Origin of the sequence: Owariibacterium komagatae (assembly GCF_045865535.1) — a bacterium.
In the GTDB taxonomy this organism is placed as follows: Bacteria; Bacillota; Clostridia; order Oscillospirales; family Ruminococcaceae; genus Ruthenibacterium; species Ruthenibacterium komagatae.
The window spans coordinates 1,024,703-1,041,115 of the sequence record NZ_AP031406.1; the positions used below are offsets into that span (position 1 = coordinate 1,024,703).

Below are 16,413 nucleotides of genomic sequence, written 5' to 3' on the forward strand. Positions count from 1 at the left end.
GTATTTTTGTTTTACTTCGCCGCATTGATAAAAGAGCGGTTGTCCCACAGGTACTTGGCGCCGGAGATCAGCGTCACGGCCGCCACGATCCAGCAGAGAACGAAAGAGATCACCTGGGTGGTGTACACGCTGGTGGCACCGGTGCTCACCGCCTGTTCGATTGCATAACCGAAATAGTAGAAAATAATGGTCAGCATTTGCAGTACGGTTTTCACCTTACCCCACATATTGGCTGCGATGACCTTGCCGCCGGGCGCGCCCGCGGCCACCATGCGCAGGCCGGACACGGCAAACTCCCGGGCCAGGATCAGCACAATGACCACCGGGTGGCACACGCCGTCCGCCATCATATACACAAAAGCGGTAGTGGTCAGCAATTTATCGGCCAGCGGGTCGGCAAACTTTCCGAAATCGGTGACCAAGTGATATTTCCGGGCCAGATTGCCATCCAGAAAATCGGTAAAACTGGCCACCGCGAACACCACGCCCGCAGCCAGCATCCAGTGATAAGCAGCGCAAACCATAAACACCGGCACCAAAACAATGCGCAGCATGGTCAATTTATTCGGCAGATTCATCTTTTGGTCCTCCCTTTACTCTTCCACAACTTCCGCGTACAGATCGTACACATCGCTGTCTGTCACCCGCACACGCAGCATGGTACCCGGCTCAATGGGCGTCTCGCTTGCCACGCACACCACTGCATCGATATCCGGTGCATCCGCTTCGCTGCGGCACAGATACAAATCATTTTCATCATCATATTCATCGCACATGACCGTGAGCACACGCCCCACTTTTTCGGCCTGTTTCTGAGCCATGATCTCGGCCTGAATGCGCATGATGATGTCCGCGCGCTGCTGACGCAGCTCCTGCGGCAGCTGCTCCATACGGGCTGCCACCGTTCCCTCTTCCTCGCTGTATGCAAAACAACCCAGACGGTCAAAGCGATACTGGCGGACAAACTCACACAGCTCCTCAAACTGCGCTTCGGTCTCTCCGGGATACCCGGCAATCAGCGTTGTGCGCAAAGTGAGGTCCGGCATGGCGGCGCGCAAACGATCCAGCGCGTCCAGAACCGTCTGCCGGTCGCCCTGACGGTTCATGTTTTTCAAAACCTGAGAATTGATGTGCTGAATGGGAACATCCAGATAAGGAAGAACTTTTTCGTTGCGCACCATGGCATCGATAAACTCATCGGTGATGCGCTCGGGATATGCATACAGCAGACGGATCCACTGGATGCCTTCCACGCGGTTCAATTCGTCCAGCAGACGCCCGATCTCCACCTGTCCGCGATCCGCGCCAAATGCCGTTACATCCTGCGCCACCACGATCAGTTCCCGAACACCTTCGGATGCGAGGAAGCGCGCCTCCGCCGTCAGGTCTTCCACGGTGCGGCTGCGCAGCCTTCCACGGATCATGGGAATGGCACAGTAATAGCAGCCGTTGGAGCACCCCTCGGCAATCTTTAAGTACGCGTAATGATGAGGCGTGGAGATGACGCGCCGGCCGCCCAGGGGCAGAGCCTCTTTGGCGCCGTAGCTTTCAATGTGCTCTTCCCCGGCCAGACGCTCCAGAATCTGCACGATGGCTGCGTTGGAGCCGATGCCCACCACCGCGTCTACTTCCGGAATCTCCTTGAGGATCTCCGACCGGTACCGCTCGGCCAGGCAGCCGGTGACCACGACCTTCAAAGCCGGATTGTACTGCTTGAAGCTGCAGGCTTCCAGAATGTTTTCAATGGCCTCCTGCTTGGCGCTTTCAATGAATCCGCAGGTGTTGACCAGAATCACGTCCGCCTCGCTCAGGTCCGCTGTGGTGGTGTGCCCGGCACTGATCAGCGCGTGGCACATCACATCCGCGTCCACCTGATTTTTGGGGCATCCCAGTGAAATCATGGCAATTGTCATTCAAAATCCTCTCTTTCCTCTTCCAGTTCCAGCAGACAGCGCTCCACTGCCTCTTTTGCTGCTCCGTACCCGAAGCCCCGGCGTGCCAAAGCCGCCAGAACCTTCTCCCGTTCACCGCCGGCCAGCTTGCGCAGGTAACTTTTCCGCACAAGCGCACAGCAGGCTTCGGTCTCATCCGGCGCAAGCTCGTCCATCACCCGGTCCACAATGTCCCGGTCCACGCCTTTGCGCTCCAGCTGAAACCGAATCTCCCGCTCGGATTTGTTTTGGCCGGCCAGCCACACGGCACGGCTGCGGGCAAAACGCTCGTCGTCCAGCAAACCCAGCCGCCGCATTTCCGCCACAGCCGCCGCAGCGGAAGGCGCGTCAAAGGTACGGCACAGCTTTTCGTACAGTTCTCCCGAAGAATGATCACGCAAAGAAAGATACCCCAGGGCCTTTTCCTTGGCCCTGCGGGTATCACTTTGCCGCTGCAGTTCCGCCAGAGCGGACGCGTCCAGCGTCAGCCCTTCCCGGAGATGATTTTTTACAAAAGTCTCATCGTCCACGGAGAACAGGAACTGATCCGATTCATCGAACAGTGCATACCGTCCCCGTTTTGTTTCGCTGATGCGGCCAATGGTCATGCGTCGTCGTCCTCAACCATGATGTCGATGTCCGCTTTGCCGGCGCGTTTTGCCGCAGGCTTGACCTCAATTTTGTCATCGGCCGGTGCGGCAGCCGCAGGGGCCGCTTTGGCAGGCGCATCATCCAGATTGGCCGGCCGTTTGAGCACCTCGCCTTTTTTCAGGGTATACAGCTTGTCGGCGTTGTCGCGCACCAGCTTTTCAATCTCTGCGAACAGTTCGGGATGCTCATCCAGATAGACCTTGGTATTGTCCCGGCCCTGTCCCAGACGGGTGTCCCCGTAAGAGAACCAGGCGCCGCTCTTCTGGATAAAGCCCAGTTTGACCGCCAGATCCAGCAGTTCGCCGGTTTTGGAAATGCCCTGCCCGAACATGATGTCGAATTCCGCCTCTTTAAACGGAGGCGCCACTTTGTTTTTGACCACCTTGGCGCGGGTGCGGTTGCCGATAAATGCGCCGGTGGAATCTTTCAACCCTTCGATCCGGCGCACGTCGATACGCACAGAAGAGTAGTATTTCAGCGCGCGGCCGCCGGGCGTCGTCTCCGGGTTGCCATACATCACGCCCACTTTTTCACGCAGCTGGTTGATGAAAATGGCAATGGTGCCGGTCTTGCCGATGACGCCGGTCAGCTTGCGCAGAGCCTGGCTCATCAGGCGCGCCTGCAGACCCACGTGGGAATCGCCCATCTCGCCCTCGATCTCCGCACGGGGCACCATGGCCGCCACCGAGTCGATGACAATGGCGTCAATGGCACCGGAGCGCACCAGCGCCTCGCAAATCTCCATAGCCTGCTCGCCGGTATCCGGCTGGCTGACCAGCAGAGAGTCGATGTCCACGCCCAAGGCCTTGGCGTACACCGGGTCCAGCGCATGCTCTACGTCAATGAAAGCCACTTCGCCGCCGTTTTTCTGTGCCTCGGCAATGCAGTGCAGAGCCAGCGTGGTTTTACCGGAAGACTCCGGGCCATAAATCTCTACCACACGGCCGCGGGGCAGGCCGCCGATGCCCAGCGCCAGGTCCAGCGACAGACTGCCGGTGGAAATGGCGTCCACGTTCATGGTCACGTTCTGGCCCAGCTTCATCACCGCGCCTTTACCGAACTGTTTTTCAATTTGAGAAAGCGCCGTCTCCAGCGCCGTTTTTTTATCGCCCGCCGCCTTTTTGGTGGGGGACACGATCGCTTTTTTCTCTGCCATTGTTTCCTCCAAATCGATTACTGTAACTTCAGTATATCATCTCATCCGTCCCATAAACCGGACTTTCGCAAAAATCCGGCAGAGAACGAAAATAGTATACCCCAAACCGCCGAAAAATGCAATTTTTCAGGGGCGCCGGGCACGCACGCAGCGGTCCCGTCCCTCCAGATCCTGCACCAGTTTCACGTTCGCATAGCCTGCCTGCCGGCAGATTTCGGCCACCGCCTGCCCCTGCCGCCATCCAATTTCGAACACAAGTTCTCCGCCGGGAGAAAGCTTTGAAAAATAGGCCGGTGCAATGTGCCGGTAAAAGGCCAGGCCGTTTTCCGGTGCTTCCAGAGCCATGCGCGGCTCAAAATCAAGTTCCGGGGCGAGCGTTTCCATCTCCGAAGCGGTAATGTAGGGCGGGTTGGACACGATCACGTCAAAACTTTCGTCCCGCACGGCTTCCTGCCAGCAGAACACGTCAGCCTGAACCACCGCCAAAGGAGAGCCGCAGCGCCGATTGTTCTCCTGAAGGTAGGCCAGTGCCTGCGGCGAGAGTTCCACCGCCGTGACCTGCGCCCCCGGCACATGACGCGCCACGCCCAGCGCAATGGCGCCGCTGCCGCTGCACAAATCGGCCACGCGGGGCGCTTCAAACGCACCGGCCGCTTCCATGGCCTGCTGTGCCACCAGTTCTGTATCCGCCCGCGGGATCAATACGCCCGGGCCTACCGTCAATGTCAGATCCAGAAAATCCCATTCACCCAACAGATACTGAAGCGGCTCTCTGGCACAGCGGCGGTCAACCAGCTTCTCCAGCGCCGTCAGCTGTTCCGACGTCACTTCCGCCTCGCTTCGCCCGTCAAAACCGGTGACAAAACGCACCAGCTGAACCGCGTCAAAATCAGCGTCCTCCACGCCCGCTGCCCGCATACGCTGCGCCGCGGCGCGCCAGGCCTCGCGTGCGGTCACCACTTGCCCTCGTCCGGGTCTTCCGGCAAAACCGGCAGAACTGCCGCAATGGCACACTCGATCATGCTGTCGTCCGGCTCGTTGGTGGTGATGTGCTGCAGCCACAAACCCGGCGCACTCACCGCACGGGTAAGTGCATTGTCGTGCCGGCCGCAGAACTTGATGATCTCATAACCTACGCCCATGACCACCGGCAGCAAAAGCAGCTTCAATACAATGCGCAGCAGCGTATTGGTACTGGTGATCAGCGCACCCACCAGAATGCTCAGCAAAACCACGATCAGCAAAAAGCTGGTGCCGCAGCGCGGATGGAACCGGGAGCACGGACGCACGTTTTCCACCGTCAGCTCCAGCCCGGCTTCATAACAGGCAATGGTTTTGTGTTCCGCCCCGTGATAGGCGAACATACGCTGGATGTCCTTCATGCGGCTGACCAGCGCCATGTAGCCCACCAGCATAACGATTTTCAGAACGCCTTCAATGAGCGCGCGCCAGAGCCCCAGCTCCACGAAACGTCCCAGCAAGCCGGTCATCGCCGTGGGAATGACCAGAAACAGCACCAGCGCCAGTGCACCGCCGGCCACTGCGGCCAGCGCCATTACAAAATTGCCCGCCTTCTCGCCGAATGTATCGTTGATCCATTTGTCAAACTTGCTCTCTTCCTGCTCAAAGGCCTCTTCCCCCATGGAGACTTCCGCGCTCTTCATCAGGCAGTGATAGCCGGTGACCAGACTGTCTACAAACGAACACACGCCGCGCACCAGTGGCCATTTCTGCCACGAATGGGTCGTAAGTTCTTTGGTTTCGATGTACATTTCTCCGTCGGGCTGACGCACTGCCATGGCCATTTTTTTCGGGCCGCGCATCATGACCCCCTCAATGAGCGCCTGACCGCCCACACTGGTTTTAAATTTTTCTTTGGGTGTTTGTTGTTTCAAATTGAAGTTCCTTTCCCTTCCTCTGTTTCTTTTTCCCTGTGATAGATTGGCAGGCGAAGTGTTACGGTCGTGCCGTGGCCCACTTCGCTTTGAATGTCCAGCGCGCCGCCATGGGCCTGCATGATCTCATCCACCACTGCCAGACCGATGCCGGAACCGCGCACAGCCCCCTTGCCCTTGTAAAACTTGATGCGCACATTTTCCAGATCTTCCGGCGAGATACCCGGGCCCCGGTCCGTGATGCTCACATAGGCGTTGCTGGCGTCGGTCAGCAGTTCGATGGTGATGACACCGCCCTTGGGAGAATACTTGATGGCATTGTCCAATACGTTGACGAACACCTGGCGAAGCCGCGCCGGGTCACCTGATACCGGCACCGGCTGGGCCGGTTCTTCCCAGACAAGGCGCAACCCTTCCAGCTCGACCCGCCGCTCCACCATGATGGCCGCATCGGTGAGTTCCGCCGCCAGATCCAGCAGCTGCGGCTTCAACGTCAGGCCGTTCTGCATACGGGAAAAGTCCAGCAGCTCTTCCACCATGGCGTACAGCCGGTCTGTCTCCTCCGCGATGACCTGCACACCGCGCTTGTAAACCGGATCTTTGGGATCCTCCACCGCGGCAATGGTCTCCACCCATCCTTTGATGGACGTCAGCGGCGTGCGAAGTTCATGCGAGACCGAAGAAATGAAATCGTTTTTCATGCGCTCGGTCTTGTCCAGCTCACCTGCCATATGGTTGATGGCCGCGGACAATTTGCCGATTTCGTCGTCGGATTTCTGCTCCAGGCGAATGGACAGATCGCCCAAAGCAATTTTTGCAGCAGTGGCCTCGATTTCATTCAGCGGACGCACGATGCTTCGAATGAAGAACATGCCGGACCACACACTGAACAGAATGATGGCCGTGACCAGTGCCAGACTGATCACCACCATTGTTTCAATGCTGCGGTCCACCAGCGCCAGACTGGTGACCAGCCGGATCGCCAGCAGATCTCCGGACGGGTACGGCAGCAAAGCTGTCATGGCCATCACTTTTTCGCCCATTTCGCTTTGATAAACCGAATACCCCGTGCCGTCTTCACTGGACAGCGCTTTCACCAGATCGTTGCCTGCAACCGTTTCCCTGGAAAAGCCTGTGGTGGAAACGGCAACGCGGCCGCTGTTGTCCACCAGCATCAGTTCAAATTTATCTTTTTCGGAGAACTGCTCCACCATGCGGCGAAGCACATTTTCGCGGCTTTCGCCCGTCTGGCTGCCCGAAGCGGACAGCTGCGTTAAAATTGTGCTGCTGCGCGAAGAAAGCGCGCGGCGCGCGCCTTCGTAATAATTGGAGATGGAAAAATAGAGAAACACAGCCTCTGCCATCAAAAGTACCACAATGGTGATGAGAAGGCTGCCGCGCACCCAGCGCTTTGTGATGCTGTTCAACTCCGGGCTGCCTCCTTCTTTGTTCTTTGCTTCAGCTGTTCCAGCGGTAACCGTACCCCCACACCGTCATGATGTGCTTGGGAGCCGACGGCTCGTCCTCGATTTTCATGCGCAAACGCCGGATGTTCACGTCCACGATCTTCACATCGCCAAAATAATTTTCGCCCCACACGCCTTCCAGGATTTTCTCCCGGACCAGCGCCACACCAGGATTGGCGAAGAACAATTCCATGATTTGAAATTCCACCTGTGTCAAATCAATGGGCTGCCCGTTCTTGTACAAAACACGGCTTTTCTGGTCCAGTACGAATACGCCGGATACCATGCGGCCGTCGTCTTCGGCCTGCTCTTCAGGCGCGTTGTGCGTCACCCGGCGCACCAGAGCGTCCACTCGGGCCAAAAACTCGCTGATGCTGAAAGGCTTTGTCATATAATCGTCCGCGCCGATGGAAAGGCCGCGGATCTTATCGGTTTCCTGGCTTTTTGCACTGAGCATGATGATTCCCACCGTGGCGGAATCCCGGCGAATGTTTTCGCACAGAGAAAAACCGTTCATGCCCGGCAGCATAATGTCCAGCACCGCCACATCAAAGGGTTTGCACTCCTTGAACACCGTCAGCGCTTCTTCCGCGCTGGCCGCTTCGTACACCTCATATCCCGCCATCCGCAGATTCAGGCCGACGACCTCGCGGATTGCTTCTTCGTCTTCCACTACCAGTATTTTTCTCATACCGTTTCGCCTTCCTCTTCATTCAATCACACACACGCCCCGCTGAATCGTGCGGGCGTCCTGCGCAGAACAATCATCGCCGAAATAAAGCATCACGTACTGATCACCGACCCGCGCCCCCTGGACATAGGCATCGGTCAGAGCGCTGGGACTCTCCACCACCCGCACGCTCACCAGCAGCTGCTGCGTCTCTTTGCTGATCACGTTCCACGCATCATCCGTGGCATTGCTGATGGAAACATCCACCGTATCTTTCCAGGTGTCCGGCAGGCGCACAAAATAGCTGTATTCTGAATCGTAAACGCCATACTGAAGCGCCGGCTCCATGGCCAGATAGTTGTTCCACTGCACGTAATACAGCTGACTGACCAGCTGTTCCGTGGCAGCGCTGCCCAGCACCTGCGGCACCAGAACCAAGCCGTTGTTGCCCAGGTCCGTCGAGTTCAAAGACGCCATATACCGAACGGACTGGCGCGGTATATCATCGGTTGTATCGCTGGCGCATTCCACCAGCCCCTTGCCCATCACACGCCAGACCTGGCTGGCATGTGCACCGGAAGAAAACGTTCCATCCACCACCAGGCCGCGCACTTTTCCGTAAATGGAAAGCATCAGCCCGGTGCAGGCGGTGAACCGCTCGTCCATCTGCGCCGTATGCCATGTTTCCAGCTGGCCGCTGCTGACGCCAATCAGTTGAACTCCCAGAGCTCCGGATTCGGCCACAGTGGGGACCAAAACCAGTTCCGGAACACCGCTGCCTGTAAAATCCGCAATGACATAAGAGTCATACGCCTGGGTATACATGGTGCTTACCGTCTGGCCGTCGTAGGAGTAAACAGCCAGGTACTTGTCCGCCAGGTTGGAGTTGGCATATCCCACTGCGAACTGCACGCCTGTTTCCAAAAAAGAGACACGCTCCACGCTTGCCACTTCACTGGACAGGCCGCTGACCTGCTGGGTGACCACCCACTCGCCATCCTGCTGTTCCAGCAGGGCAAAATCCACATTCTGGCTTTTATTTTTCAGCGTATAAAACACCAGTGCCTCGGTTTCACCGTCGCCATCGAAATCATCCAAAAGCAGAGGCGCCATTTCGTCGCCGCCGCGGGGATATTTCAGCTGAAGGGTGTCGCCCATGGTGGCGGTGAGCGCCTTCTGTACGGCGCTTTGCTGCTGCGTGGCCTGAGGCGCGCGCAGCATTTCTTCCACGTCGTCTCCGGGCGGGAAGCCCCCACACCCGGTCAGAAGCGCCATTGCCGACACCAGAGCGGCCAGCCGCTTCCAAACAGCCATCGCGGCCCCTCCTTTTCTGAGTATGGAATTATGAAAAAATAATTACAATTAGTATACCACACACCGTGTTTTTAAACAAGATGAATGCCAATGCTCATGACCAAAATCCCCACGCACAGGCCGGCTGCCGCGCCGCCATGCCGCGAGGCGGAAAACCCCTGCGGGATCAATTCGCTGACGGAGACGTACAGCATCACACCGGCGATCAGTGCAATCAGACCATTCAGAAACAAGGGCGACAAAAAGCCCCGCAGAAGGGAGAAGGCCAGCACCGCCCCCGCCGGTTCCGCCAGCCCGGACGCCAGCGCATACCACACGCCCCGCGCTCTGCTGCCGGTTGCATAGTAAACGGGAACCGAGATGGCAAATCCCTCCGGGATATTGTGCAATGCAACTGCCGCAGCCAATGTGAGCCCCAGCGAAGGGTCCGCATAACTGGTGAACAGCGTGAGAATGCCCTCCGGAAGATTGTGCATAACGATCGCCGCCGTCGTCACCATGGCACTGCGCAAAGCGCCGGCCGGCACACCGTCCCTCCCGGTTGCCATCTCACTCTCCGACGGAATGCAGCGTTCCAGCAGCATCGCCGCCACCATTCCCATCAGGCACAGACTGGTCGAGCACAGCGCCGCAGTGGTGACCGGCATGGTCTGACAATACGTTTCCACCGTATGAGGCAGCATATCCGACAGAGAGACCGTCATCATCACACCCGCGGCAAACCCCATGGAAAAAGACATCATTCTTTCGCCCGGACGGCGAAAGAATAAAACAGCCAGACCGCCGATTCCTGTGGACAGGCCCGCCAGACCGCTGATCAGCAAAGCAAACAGCATTTCCATTCCCTCCTCGGAAAATAGATATGCCGCTGTCCGGCCGGGTTATGAAAAAGGGCGCGCCGGGCGGGCTTTCAACCCGTCCGGCGCGCCGAACCATGCTTATTCGGGAGCTTTCATACTTTCCACCATGCTGATGGACCGCAATTTGCGGTGCATCACCAGGTTTACCAAACAGCTGAATACCATGGTCAGCAGCGCACTGTAAACGTAGCTCATGGTCTTGATGGTGCGGCCGAACATGACCGCGTCCACCTCAGCGGTTCGGATGACGAACATGTGCAGGAAAATGCCCAGCACAAGCCCTACCAGAGTGCCGATGATGCTCAGCGCGATGGACTCGCGGTAAACATAGGCCGAAACCTCTTTGTCGTAGAAGCCCAGCACCTTGATGGTGGCGATCTCCTTAACGCGTTCCGTAATGTTGATGTTGGTCAGGTTGTACAAAACCACAAAGGCAAGCACGCCCGCCGACACGATCAGTACCACTACAATGGTATCGATCTTTTCCAGCATATTGGAGAACGTCTCCTTCAAGTCTTCGGTGAAGCTGACGGAAGAAACACCATCCACGCTCAAAAGAGCCTCGCTCAGCGCGTCCCGGCCTTCCTGGCTGGCATCGGCCGAACGCGCATAAACCGTGTTGAATTCCGGTTCCTGGCCAAAGCCGTCCCGATAGGTGTTGGCGGTCATATACACGTAGTTCTCCACGTAGTTTTCCACTACGCCGCTGACGGTAAAGCTGCCCTTTTGTCCGTCGCTGTTTTCCAGTTCCACCGTGTCGCCCACATCCACGTTCATCCGCTGAGACATTTTCTCGGTGATAACCACCTCGCCGTCGGCAGGCACATCCACGGGTTCACCGCTCTTGCGGGTGTGCAGATCGACAAAGTTCGGCAAATCTTCCATGGTCTGGGGCACCAGCAGATACGTTGTAAAGCTGTCGGAACCCATGGAATTGGTGCTTTGCTCCTGATGAATGGGCAGGTAATCTTCCACCAGTTCCGAATCGTTTAGAATGTCCTGCATCTCTGCTTCGTTCAGCGAGCTTTCGTTTTTCAGCGAAATGGACACATCGTAGGTGAACACCTCGCCGAACTGTTTATAGACGATGTCGCTGATGGAATCATGCAGGCCGAAGCCCGTCACCAGAAGAGCCGTGCAACCCGCAATGCCCACCACGGTCATGAAAAACCGCTTTTTGTAGCGGAACAGATTGCGCGCCGTCACTTTGTAAGTGAATTTCATTCGTTTCCACACGAAGGTCACACGCTCTAAAAGAATGCGTTTTCCCGCTTTGGGTGCCTTGGGCAGCATCAGCTGTGCCGGTGTTTCCTTCAGGGTGGCCCATCCGGCGTTCAACGTGGCCAGCAGCGTACAGGCAATGGCTGCCACAGACGAGATGACGGCGTATTTCACATTGAATTGACAATACAAATCCGGCAGGTTATACATCATGGAATAAGCGTTCCAGATCACCGTGGGGAACAGCCGGAAGCCCACTGTCAGGCCCACAATGCAGCCCACGATCGATGCGGTCATCGCATACAGAACGTATTTGAGCATGATGGCGCGCTTGGTATATCCCAAGGCTTTCATCGTGCCGATCTCCAGCCGCTCTTCCTCCACCATACGGGTCATGGTGGTCAGTGCCACCAGTGCGGCCACCAGGAAGAAGAATACCGGGAACACTTTGGCGATGGCGTCCACCTTCTGCACGTTGGACTCAAAGGAAGCAAAGCTGACGTTTTCATTGCGCGTGAGCACATACCACTCCGGCATTTCGATTTCGTCAATCTCCGCCTGGGCATCGTTCAGTTCCTGCTCGGCATCGGCCAGTTCCTCTTCCGCATCCTGCTTCTTTTCCGCGTACTCGGCCTCACCCTCTTCCAGTTCCTGCCGGGCGTCTTCCAGCTCGGCAACCCCTGTTCGATATTCTTCCCAGGCCTCATCCAGCTGCCGGCGTGCCTCATCAAATTCCTTCTGGGCCAGACCCGGAGCAGCCTGCAAATCAGCTTCGCCGGCCGCGATCTGTGCCTGCGCGCTGTCAATCTGGGCTTTCGCCTGCGCAAGCTGCGCCTTACCTGCCTCCAGCTGCGCTTCACCGTCCGTCAGCTTCTGTTCTTCCTGCTCCAGCAGTTCACGGGCTGCCTCCAGCTGCGGACGCCCCGTGGTTACTTTTTCGGACGTCTCTTCATACAGCTTTTGGGCGCTGTCCGCTTTTGCTCTTGCTGTGGCAGCAGCCTCGTCCAAACCGTCCAGCCGCGCCTGCTCATCGGACAGCTGCTGCGAAGCCGTTTCCCAGGCGGACTTTTTCTCAGACTCTTCGTTTTGCGCCTGCTCCAGCTGCTGCTGCACCGTGCTGTAGTCCGGGTCGCTGGGGTCCATGCCCGCCAGCTGCTCTTCCAGTCCGGCGCGAACGTTCTGCGCCTCTTGGTAGGCAGCCAAAGCATCGCTTTCAGCCGTCTTCAAATCCTCAATGGGGCTGGTGTCATGCGCGTCCTGCGCAGCTTGTTCCGCAGCCTGCGCGGCACTTTCCAGCATCTGGCTCTGTTTTTCCAGCAAAGGCAGCATCTGTTCGGCCTGTTCCAGCTGTTCTTCTTTCTCCGCAAGCTGGGCCTTGCTCTCTTCCAGAAGCACCTTGCCGTCTTCCAGTTCCTGTTCCTTGGCGTCCAGCTCTGCCACGCCGGCCTCATACTGGCTGACAGCGTCCGCCAGGCTGGCCTTTGCCTGATCCAGCTTGGCCTGCGCCGCACTCAGCGTGCCCGGAAGATTTGCCTGGTTTTCTGCCAGTTCCTGCTCTCCGCTTTCAAGCTCGCTTTTGGCATCGGCCAGTTCTTTTTCACCGTCTTCCAGTTCTGCGCGCCCGTCGTCCAGCTCCTGCTGTGCATCGGCCAGCTGCTGTTCCGCATCCGCTTTTTTCTCTTCGTATTCTGCCCAGGCGTCATCCAGTTCCTGCTGCGCCTCACCGTGAATCTCATCGTACCGGATCTGGCAGCGTTCCCCGCTGATGTCTTCCAGCCGGTCCACCACCACGTCCACCACATCGTCGTATTCATCCAGCAGAGAATCTTTTTCAGCCGCACCTTCCACGGTCAGATACGCTACTGAGTAGGCATCCTGAACAAAGTTCTCACTGCCCACATACATGATGAGCGACAGCGTTCCGTTTCCCACCGAGGCAGGTTCCCGCTCCAGAGAGAAATAATAGCTGGAACGCACCACGCCCACCACTTCAAATTCCCGGCGGGCCAGCGTATCGTCCACATCTTCGTTGTCCGCCGAAACCGTCAGAACCGACCCTACGGAAACCGATTCAGAAGTGAGCGTTCCCTGCTCCACCACGCATTCGTTTGCCGCTTCGGGCAGGCGGCCTTCCACCACCTCCAGCCGGTTCAGGTAATTTTCCGGTTCTTCCTGATCCAGCTGATCCAGCTGATCCAGCGGAAGGCTGTGGATCCGTGTGACCAGACTGTCTCCGTTCGGAGTGTCCACCATCACGTCCGTGGACCAGGCCGCCATGACCTCTTCCACGCCTTCTGTGTTGCGAAGCGTTTCAATATCGTCATCCGACAGGCCTAAATCACTCATCAGGCGAATGTCGAACAGCTTCGTCTCATCAAAATATTTGTCGCCGGAATAGCGCATATCCGGTGTGGTTGCCAACAGACCGGCCAAAAAACCCACGCCCAGCGCCACAATAGCAAATATGGCCAGAAACCGGCTCATGGTCTGCCGCACAGTGCGCAGCACGACCTTGCGATATGTTCTGCGCATTTACCACTCGATCCTTTCCACGGGAATCGGCTCGGCGTTCATCTCTACGGACTGCACCATGCCGCTTTTGATCCGGATGACCCGGTCGGCCATGGCGGCCAGAGCCGAGTTGTGCGTGATGACGATCACCGTTCTGCCCATTTGGCGGCAAGTGGCCTGAAGCAGTTTCAGCACCTGCTTGCCGGTGTTGTAGTCCAGCGCGCCGGTGGGTTCATCGCACAAAAGAATTTTCGGGTTTTTGGCCAGTGCCCTTGCGATGGAAACACGCTGCTGCTCGCCGCCCGAAAGCTGTGCCGGAAAGTTGTCCATGCGGTGTTCCAGGCCCACCAGCCGCAGTGTTTCGTCCGCGGGAAGCGGGTCCTTGCAGATCTCGCTGGCCAGCTCCACATTCTCCAGCGCCGTCAGATTCTGCACCAGGTTGTAAAACTGGAACACAAATCCCACGTCGTACCGCCGGTAGGTGGTCAGCTGTTTGCTGCTGTATGCGCTGATTTCCTGGCCGTCCAGATAAATGCGGCCCTCGTCGCAGGTATCCATGCCGCCCAGCATGTTCAGAACCGTCGTTTTGCCTGCGCCGGACGGTCCCAAAATCACGCAGAATTCCCCTTTCTCAATGGTGAAACTGATATGGTCCGCCGCCGCGATCCGCGTTTCGCCCATCTGGTAATACTTGCAAACGCCATCAAACTCCACAAAATGGCCTGACATATTTCTCTCTCCTTAAAAAAACAGTACGTTAATTAATAAACGTACTGTTGATTAATCAACCGCAATTCTATTATAATGGTATCAGTGAAATGGAGCAATCGTCAAAGACAAGGTTTTTGTGGAAAAATAGACAGTAGTATGCTCTTTTGTCGATTTTCTCTGTGAAGAGTTTGTGAAGTTTTTTTGTACAGGGAGGCGACCTTTCATGCCGCAAAAAAATGACCGTCGTGTGCGCAAAACACGCAGCCTTCTGCGCCAGGCGCTGGTGCGTCTGATGAATGAAAAAAGCATTCAGGAAATTACGGTGACGCAGCTGTGCGAAGCCTGTGACATCAACCGGGGAACGTTCTATTTGCATTATACGGATGTGTACGATCTGCTGTCGCGCATCGAAGAAGAAATGCTCACCGACTTTGAAAATGTTCTTGGGAAGCTGGTGCCGGAAGAGATCGTGGGCCAGCAGTCCCCCAGCTCTGCCATGTGCCGCCTGTTTGAGTTTCTGGCAGACAATGCGGACATGTGCAAAGTGCTCTTGTGCAACAACGGCGACATGGCCTTTGTGGAAAAGGTCAAGGGAATCGTCGAAGCGCGCATTATGAACAAATGGAGCACCCAGTTCGAGCGCGCCGGCTACGCAGACAAAGAATATGTGTTTGCCTTCATTGTTTCCGGCTGCATGGGAATGCTTCAGTACTGGCTGGAAAACGACATGCCCCTGTCCCCGTTGGAAATGGCCGGGATGATGGAGAGCATTCTCGTCCGCGGCCTGACCGCCCTGCAATGACGCACTGAAAAGGGAAATCCCTTGTCAGATAAAAAAGCGGCGTCCCGAATCCGGACGCCGCTTTTTTATTTAAACTTCGAACTGAACTGTAAAAAGATCGCCTTCTCCGCTGTTTCCGTCTTCATCGGTATACTGCTCCAGATAGACGATTGCGAAAGAACTCAAATCCGCAGGCACCTCAAACACCAAATCATAGGTGGCACTCTCATCCGTTGCCAGCTCCCATTCCAGCGGCATCATTTTGTCGCTGTAGGCATCCAGGGACCAGGCAAAATCTTCCTCTCCATCGCCCCACTGCACCTGAAAATCCGAATCATACATCGGCAATGCTTCCCCAAACGTATTGTCCACGGTCACATTGCACACCAACAGCTGATACCCATCGGCCGCCGTGTAGCCTTCATATTCTCCGACACTCTCCGCGCTGTTGACCGTCCAGTCAAAAAACATATTGGACAGGGTTTCCCCCACCACGCCATCCAGCTTCTTTTCCGCCAGAGGATTGACTCCCACGCAGGCGCTCAGACAAACCCATGCCAGTACGACCGCAAACAGTTTCCAGCTTTTTTTCATACTACATTCCTCCTGCAGCAATGCTTTACTTTGCTGCTATCAGCATATCAAAAAAACTCGAAAAACGCAAGATAATAAACAAATAGTATTATTCTTACAAAATTATACAAATTTTGAGCTATTTCCCCGTTGACAATTGGAAATTCTTCGCGTATAATGCGATTGTTTGAAATTCAAACTAAAAGGAGGCAGAGCATGACATCGCAGCAGGAAATGCTAAACCGTTTTTTGGTAGACGTGTTTGGCGACATTCTCCGTCTGGAAGAGGCCAGCCTTCGCAAGCATTGTCCCAATCTGTCTGTCACCGAACTGCACGTACTGGAGGCCGTAGCCGCCTGTGCAGGCGAAAACGGCGCCGGCATGGCCGTGATTGCCTCTTCCCTGGGCGTGACGGCGGGTACTGCAACGGTGTCTGTAAAAACACTGGAGCAGAAAGGCTACCTGGCGCGCACCCGTGCCATGACCGACCGGCGGCGGGTTTTTGTCACACTGACGGAAAAAGCCTATCCCGTACTGCGCCAGCACGCATTGTTTCACCAGCGCATGGTGGAACAGGTATCGAACACCCTGCCGAACGACCAATTGGACACCCTTTGTCAGGCGCTGGAAACTCTGCATAGCTATTTCCTGTCCAGCCGCTGACATCTGATCT

The 16,413-nt window shown here is 56.5% G+C and carries 15 protein-coding genes; 2 read left to right on the forward strand and 13 right to left on the reverse strand.

Going from position 1 to position 16,413, the window contains the following annotated elements:
- Positions 1-11: 11 nt before the first annotated feature.
- From pgsA to ACKTS9_RS05215, 12 genes are all read right to left on the reverse strand, one after another.
- Positions 12-578, reverse strand: coding sequence for a CDP-diacylglycerol--glycerol-3-phosphate 3-phosphatidyltransferase (gene pgsA / locus ACKTS9_RS05160; protein ID WP_349215770.1), 567 nt, complete (start codon positions 576-578; stop codon positions 12-14).
- Between the two features lie 15 nt (positions 579-593).
- A complete protein-coding gene (rimO, locus tag ACKTS9_RS05165; protein WP_349215769.1) occupies positions 594-1,913 on the reverse strand; it encodes a 30S ribosomal protein S12 methylthiotransferase RimO in 1,320 nt (439 codons plus the stop codon).
- On the reverse strand, positions 1,910-2,539 hold the full coding sequence (locus ACKTS9_RS05170; RefSeq protein WP_349215768.1) for a regulatory protein RecX: 630 nt from the start codon (positions 2,537-2,539) through the stop codon (positions 1,910-1,912). The genes rimO and ACKTS9_RS05170 overlap by 4 nt, the downstream gene beginning before the upstream one ends.
- On the reverse strand, positions 2,536-3,738 hold the full coding sequence (gene recA, locus ACKTS9_RS05175) for a recombinase RecA (protein ID WP_349215767.1): 1,203 nt from the start codon (positions 3,736-3,738) through the stop codon (positions 2,536-2,538). The genes ACKTS9_RS05170 and recA overlap by 4 nt, the downstream gene beginning before the upstream one ends.
- Positions 3,739-3,864: 126 nt before the next feature.
- Positions 3,865-4,695, reverse strand: a complete 831-nt coding sequence (gene prmC / locus ACKTS9_RS05180) for a peptide chain release factor N(5)-glutamine methyltransferase (protein WP_349215766.1) — start codon at positions 4,693-4,695, stop codon at positions 3,865-3,867.
- The gene (locus ACKTS9_RS05185) at positions 4,692-5,633 is read right to left on the reverse strand and encodes a DUF1385 domain-containing protein (RefSeq protein WP_407879394.1); all 942 of its coding nucleotides are present in this window, start codon (positions 5,631-5,633) and stop codon (positions 4,692-4,694) included. The genes prmC and ACKTS9_RS05185 overlap by 4 nt, the downstream gene beginning before the upstream one ends.
- Positions 5,630-7,060: a sensor histidine kinase gene (locus ACKTS9_RS05190; protein WP_349215765.1), complete on the reverse strand. Its 1,431-nt coding sequence runs from the start codon at positions 7,058-7,060 to the stop codon at positions 5,630-5,632. Before ACKTS9_RS05190 ends, ACKTS9_RS05185 begins: the two co-directional genes overlap by 4 nt.
- 31 nt (positions 7,061-7,091) lie before the next feature.
- Entirely contained in the window at positions 7,092-7,790 is a 699-nt protein-coding gene (locus tag ACKTS9_RS05195; protein WP_349215763.1) for a response regulator transcription factor, read from the reverse strand.
- Between the two features lie 18 nt (positions 7,791-7,808).
- Positions 7,809-9,083 carry a hypothetical protein gene (locus ACKTS9_RS05200; protein ID WP_349215762.1) on the reverse strand — a complete coding sequence of 425 codons (1,275 nt, stop codon included), beginning with the start codon at positions 9,081-9,083 and terminating at the stop codon, positions 7,809-7,811.
- Between the two features lie 71 nt (positions 9,084-9,154).
- Complete coding sequence (locus ACKTS9_RS05205) at positions 9,155-9,919, reverse strand: ZIP family metal transporter (protein ID WP_349215761.1); 765 nt, start codon at positions 9,917-9,919, stop codon at positions 9,155-9,157.
- A 102-nt stretch (positions 9,920-10,021) separates the two neighbouring features.
- Complete coding sequence (locus ACKTS9_RS05210; RefSeq protein ID WP_349215760.1) at positions 10,022-13,696, reverse strand: FtsX-like permease family protein; 3,675 nt, start codon at positions 13,694-13,696, stop codon at positions 10,022-10,024.
- Positions 13,697-14,404, reverse strand: a complete 708-nt coding sequence (locus tag ACKTS9_RS05215; RefSeq protein WP_349215759.1) for an ABC transporter ATP-binding protein — start codon at positions 14,402-14,404, stop codon at positions 13,697-13,699.
- A gap of 205 nt (positions 14,405-14,609) precedes the next feature.
- Between ACKTS9_RS05215 and ACKTS9_RS05220 the strand changes: the two genes are divergently transcribed.
- Positions 14,610-15,188, forward strand: coding sequence for a TetR/AcrR family transcriptional regulator (locus tag ACKTS9_RS05220; RefSeq protein WP_349215758.1), 579 nt, complete (start codon positions 14,610-14,612; stop codon positions 15,186-15,188).
- Positions 15,189-15,257: 69 nt separating this feature from the next.
- On the opposite strand, the gene ACKTS9_RS05225 is transcribed toward ACKTS9_RS05220, so the two are convergent.
- Positions 15,258-15,761 carry a DUF4352 domain-containing protein gene (locus ACKTS9_RS05225; RefSeq protein ID WP_407879398.1) on the reverse strand — a complete coding sequence of 168 codons (504 nt, stop codon included), beginning with the start codon at positions 15,759-15,761 and terminating at the stop codon, positions 15,258-15,260.
- Positions 15,762-15,956: 195 nt separating this feature from the next.
- Here ACKTS9_RS05225 and ACKTS9_RS05230 point away from each other — a divergent pair, with 195 nt between their 5' ends.
- Entirely contained in the window at positions 15,957-16,403 is a 447-nt protein-coding gene (locus tag ACKTS9_RS05230; protein WP_349215756.1) for a MarR family winged helix-turn-helix transcriptional regulator, read from the forward strand.
- Positions 16,404-16,413 lie beyond the last annotated feature (10 nt).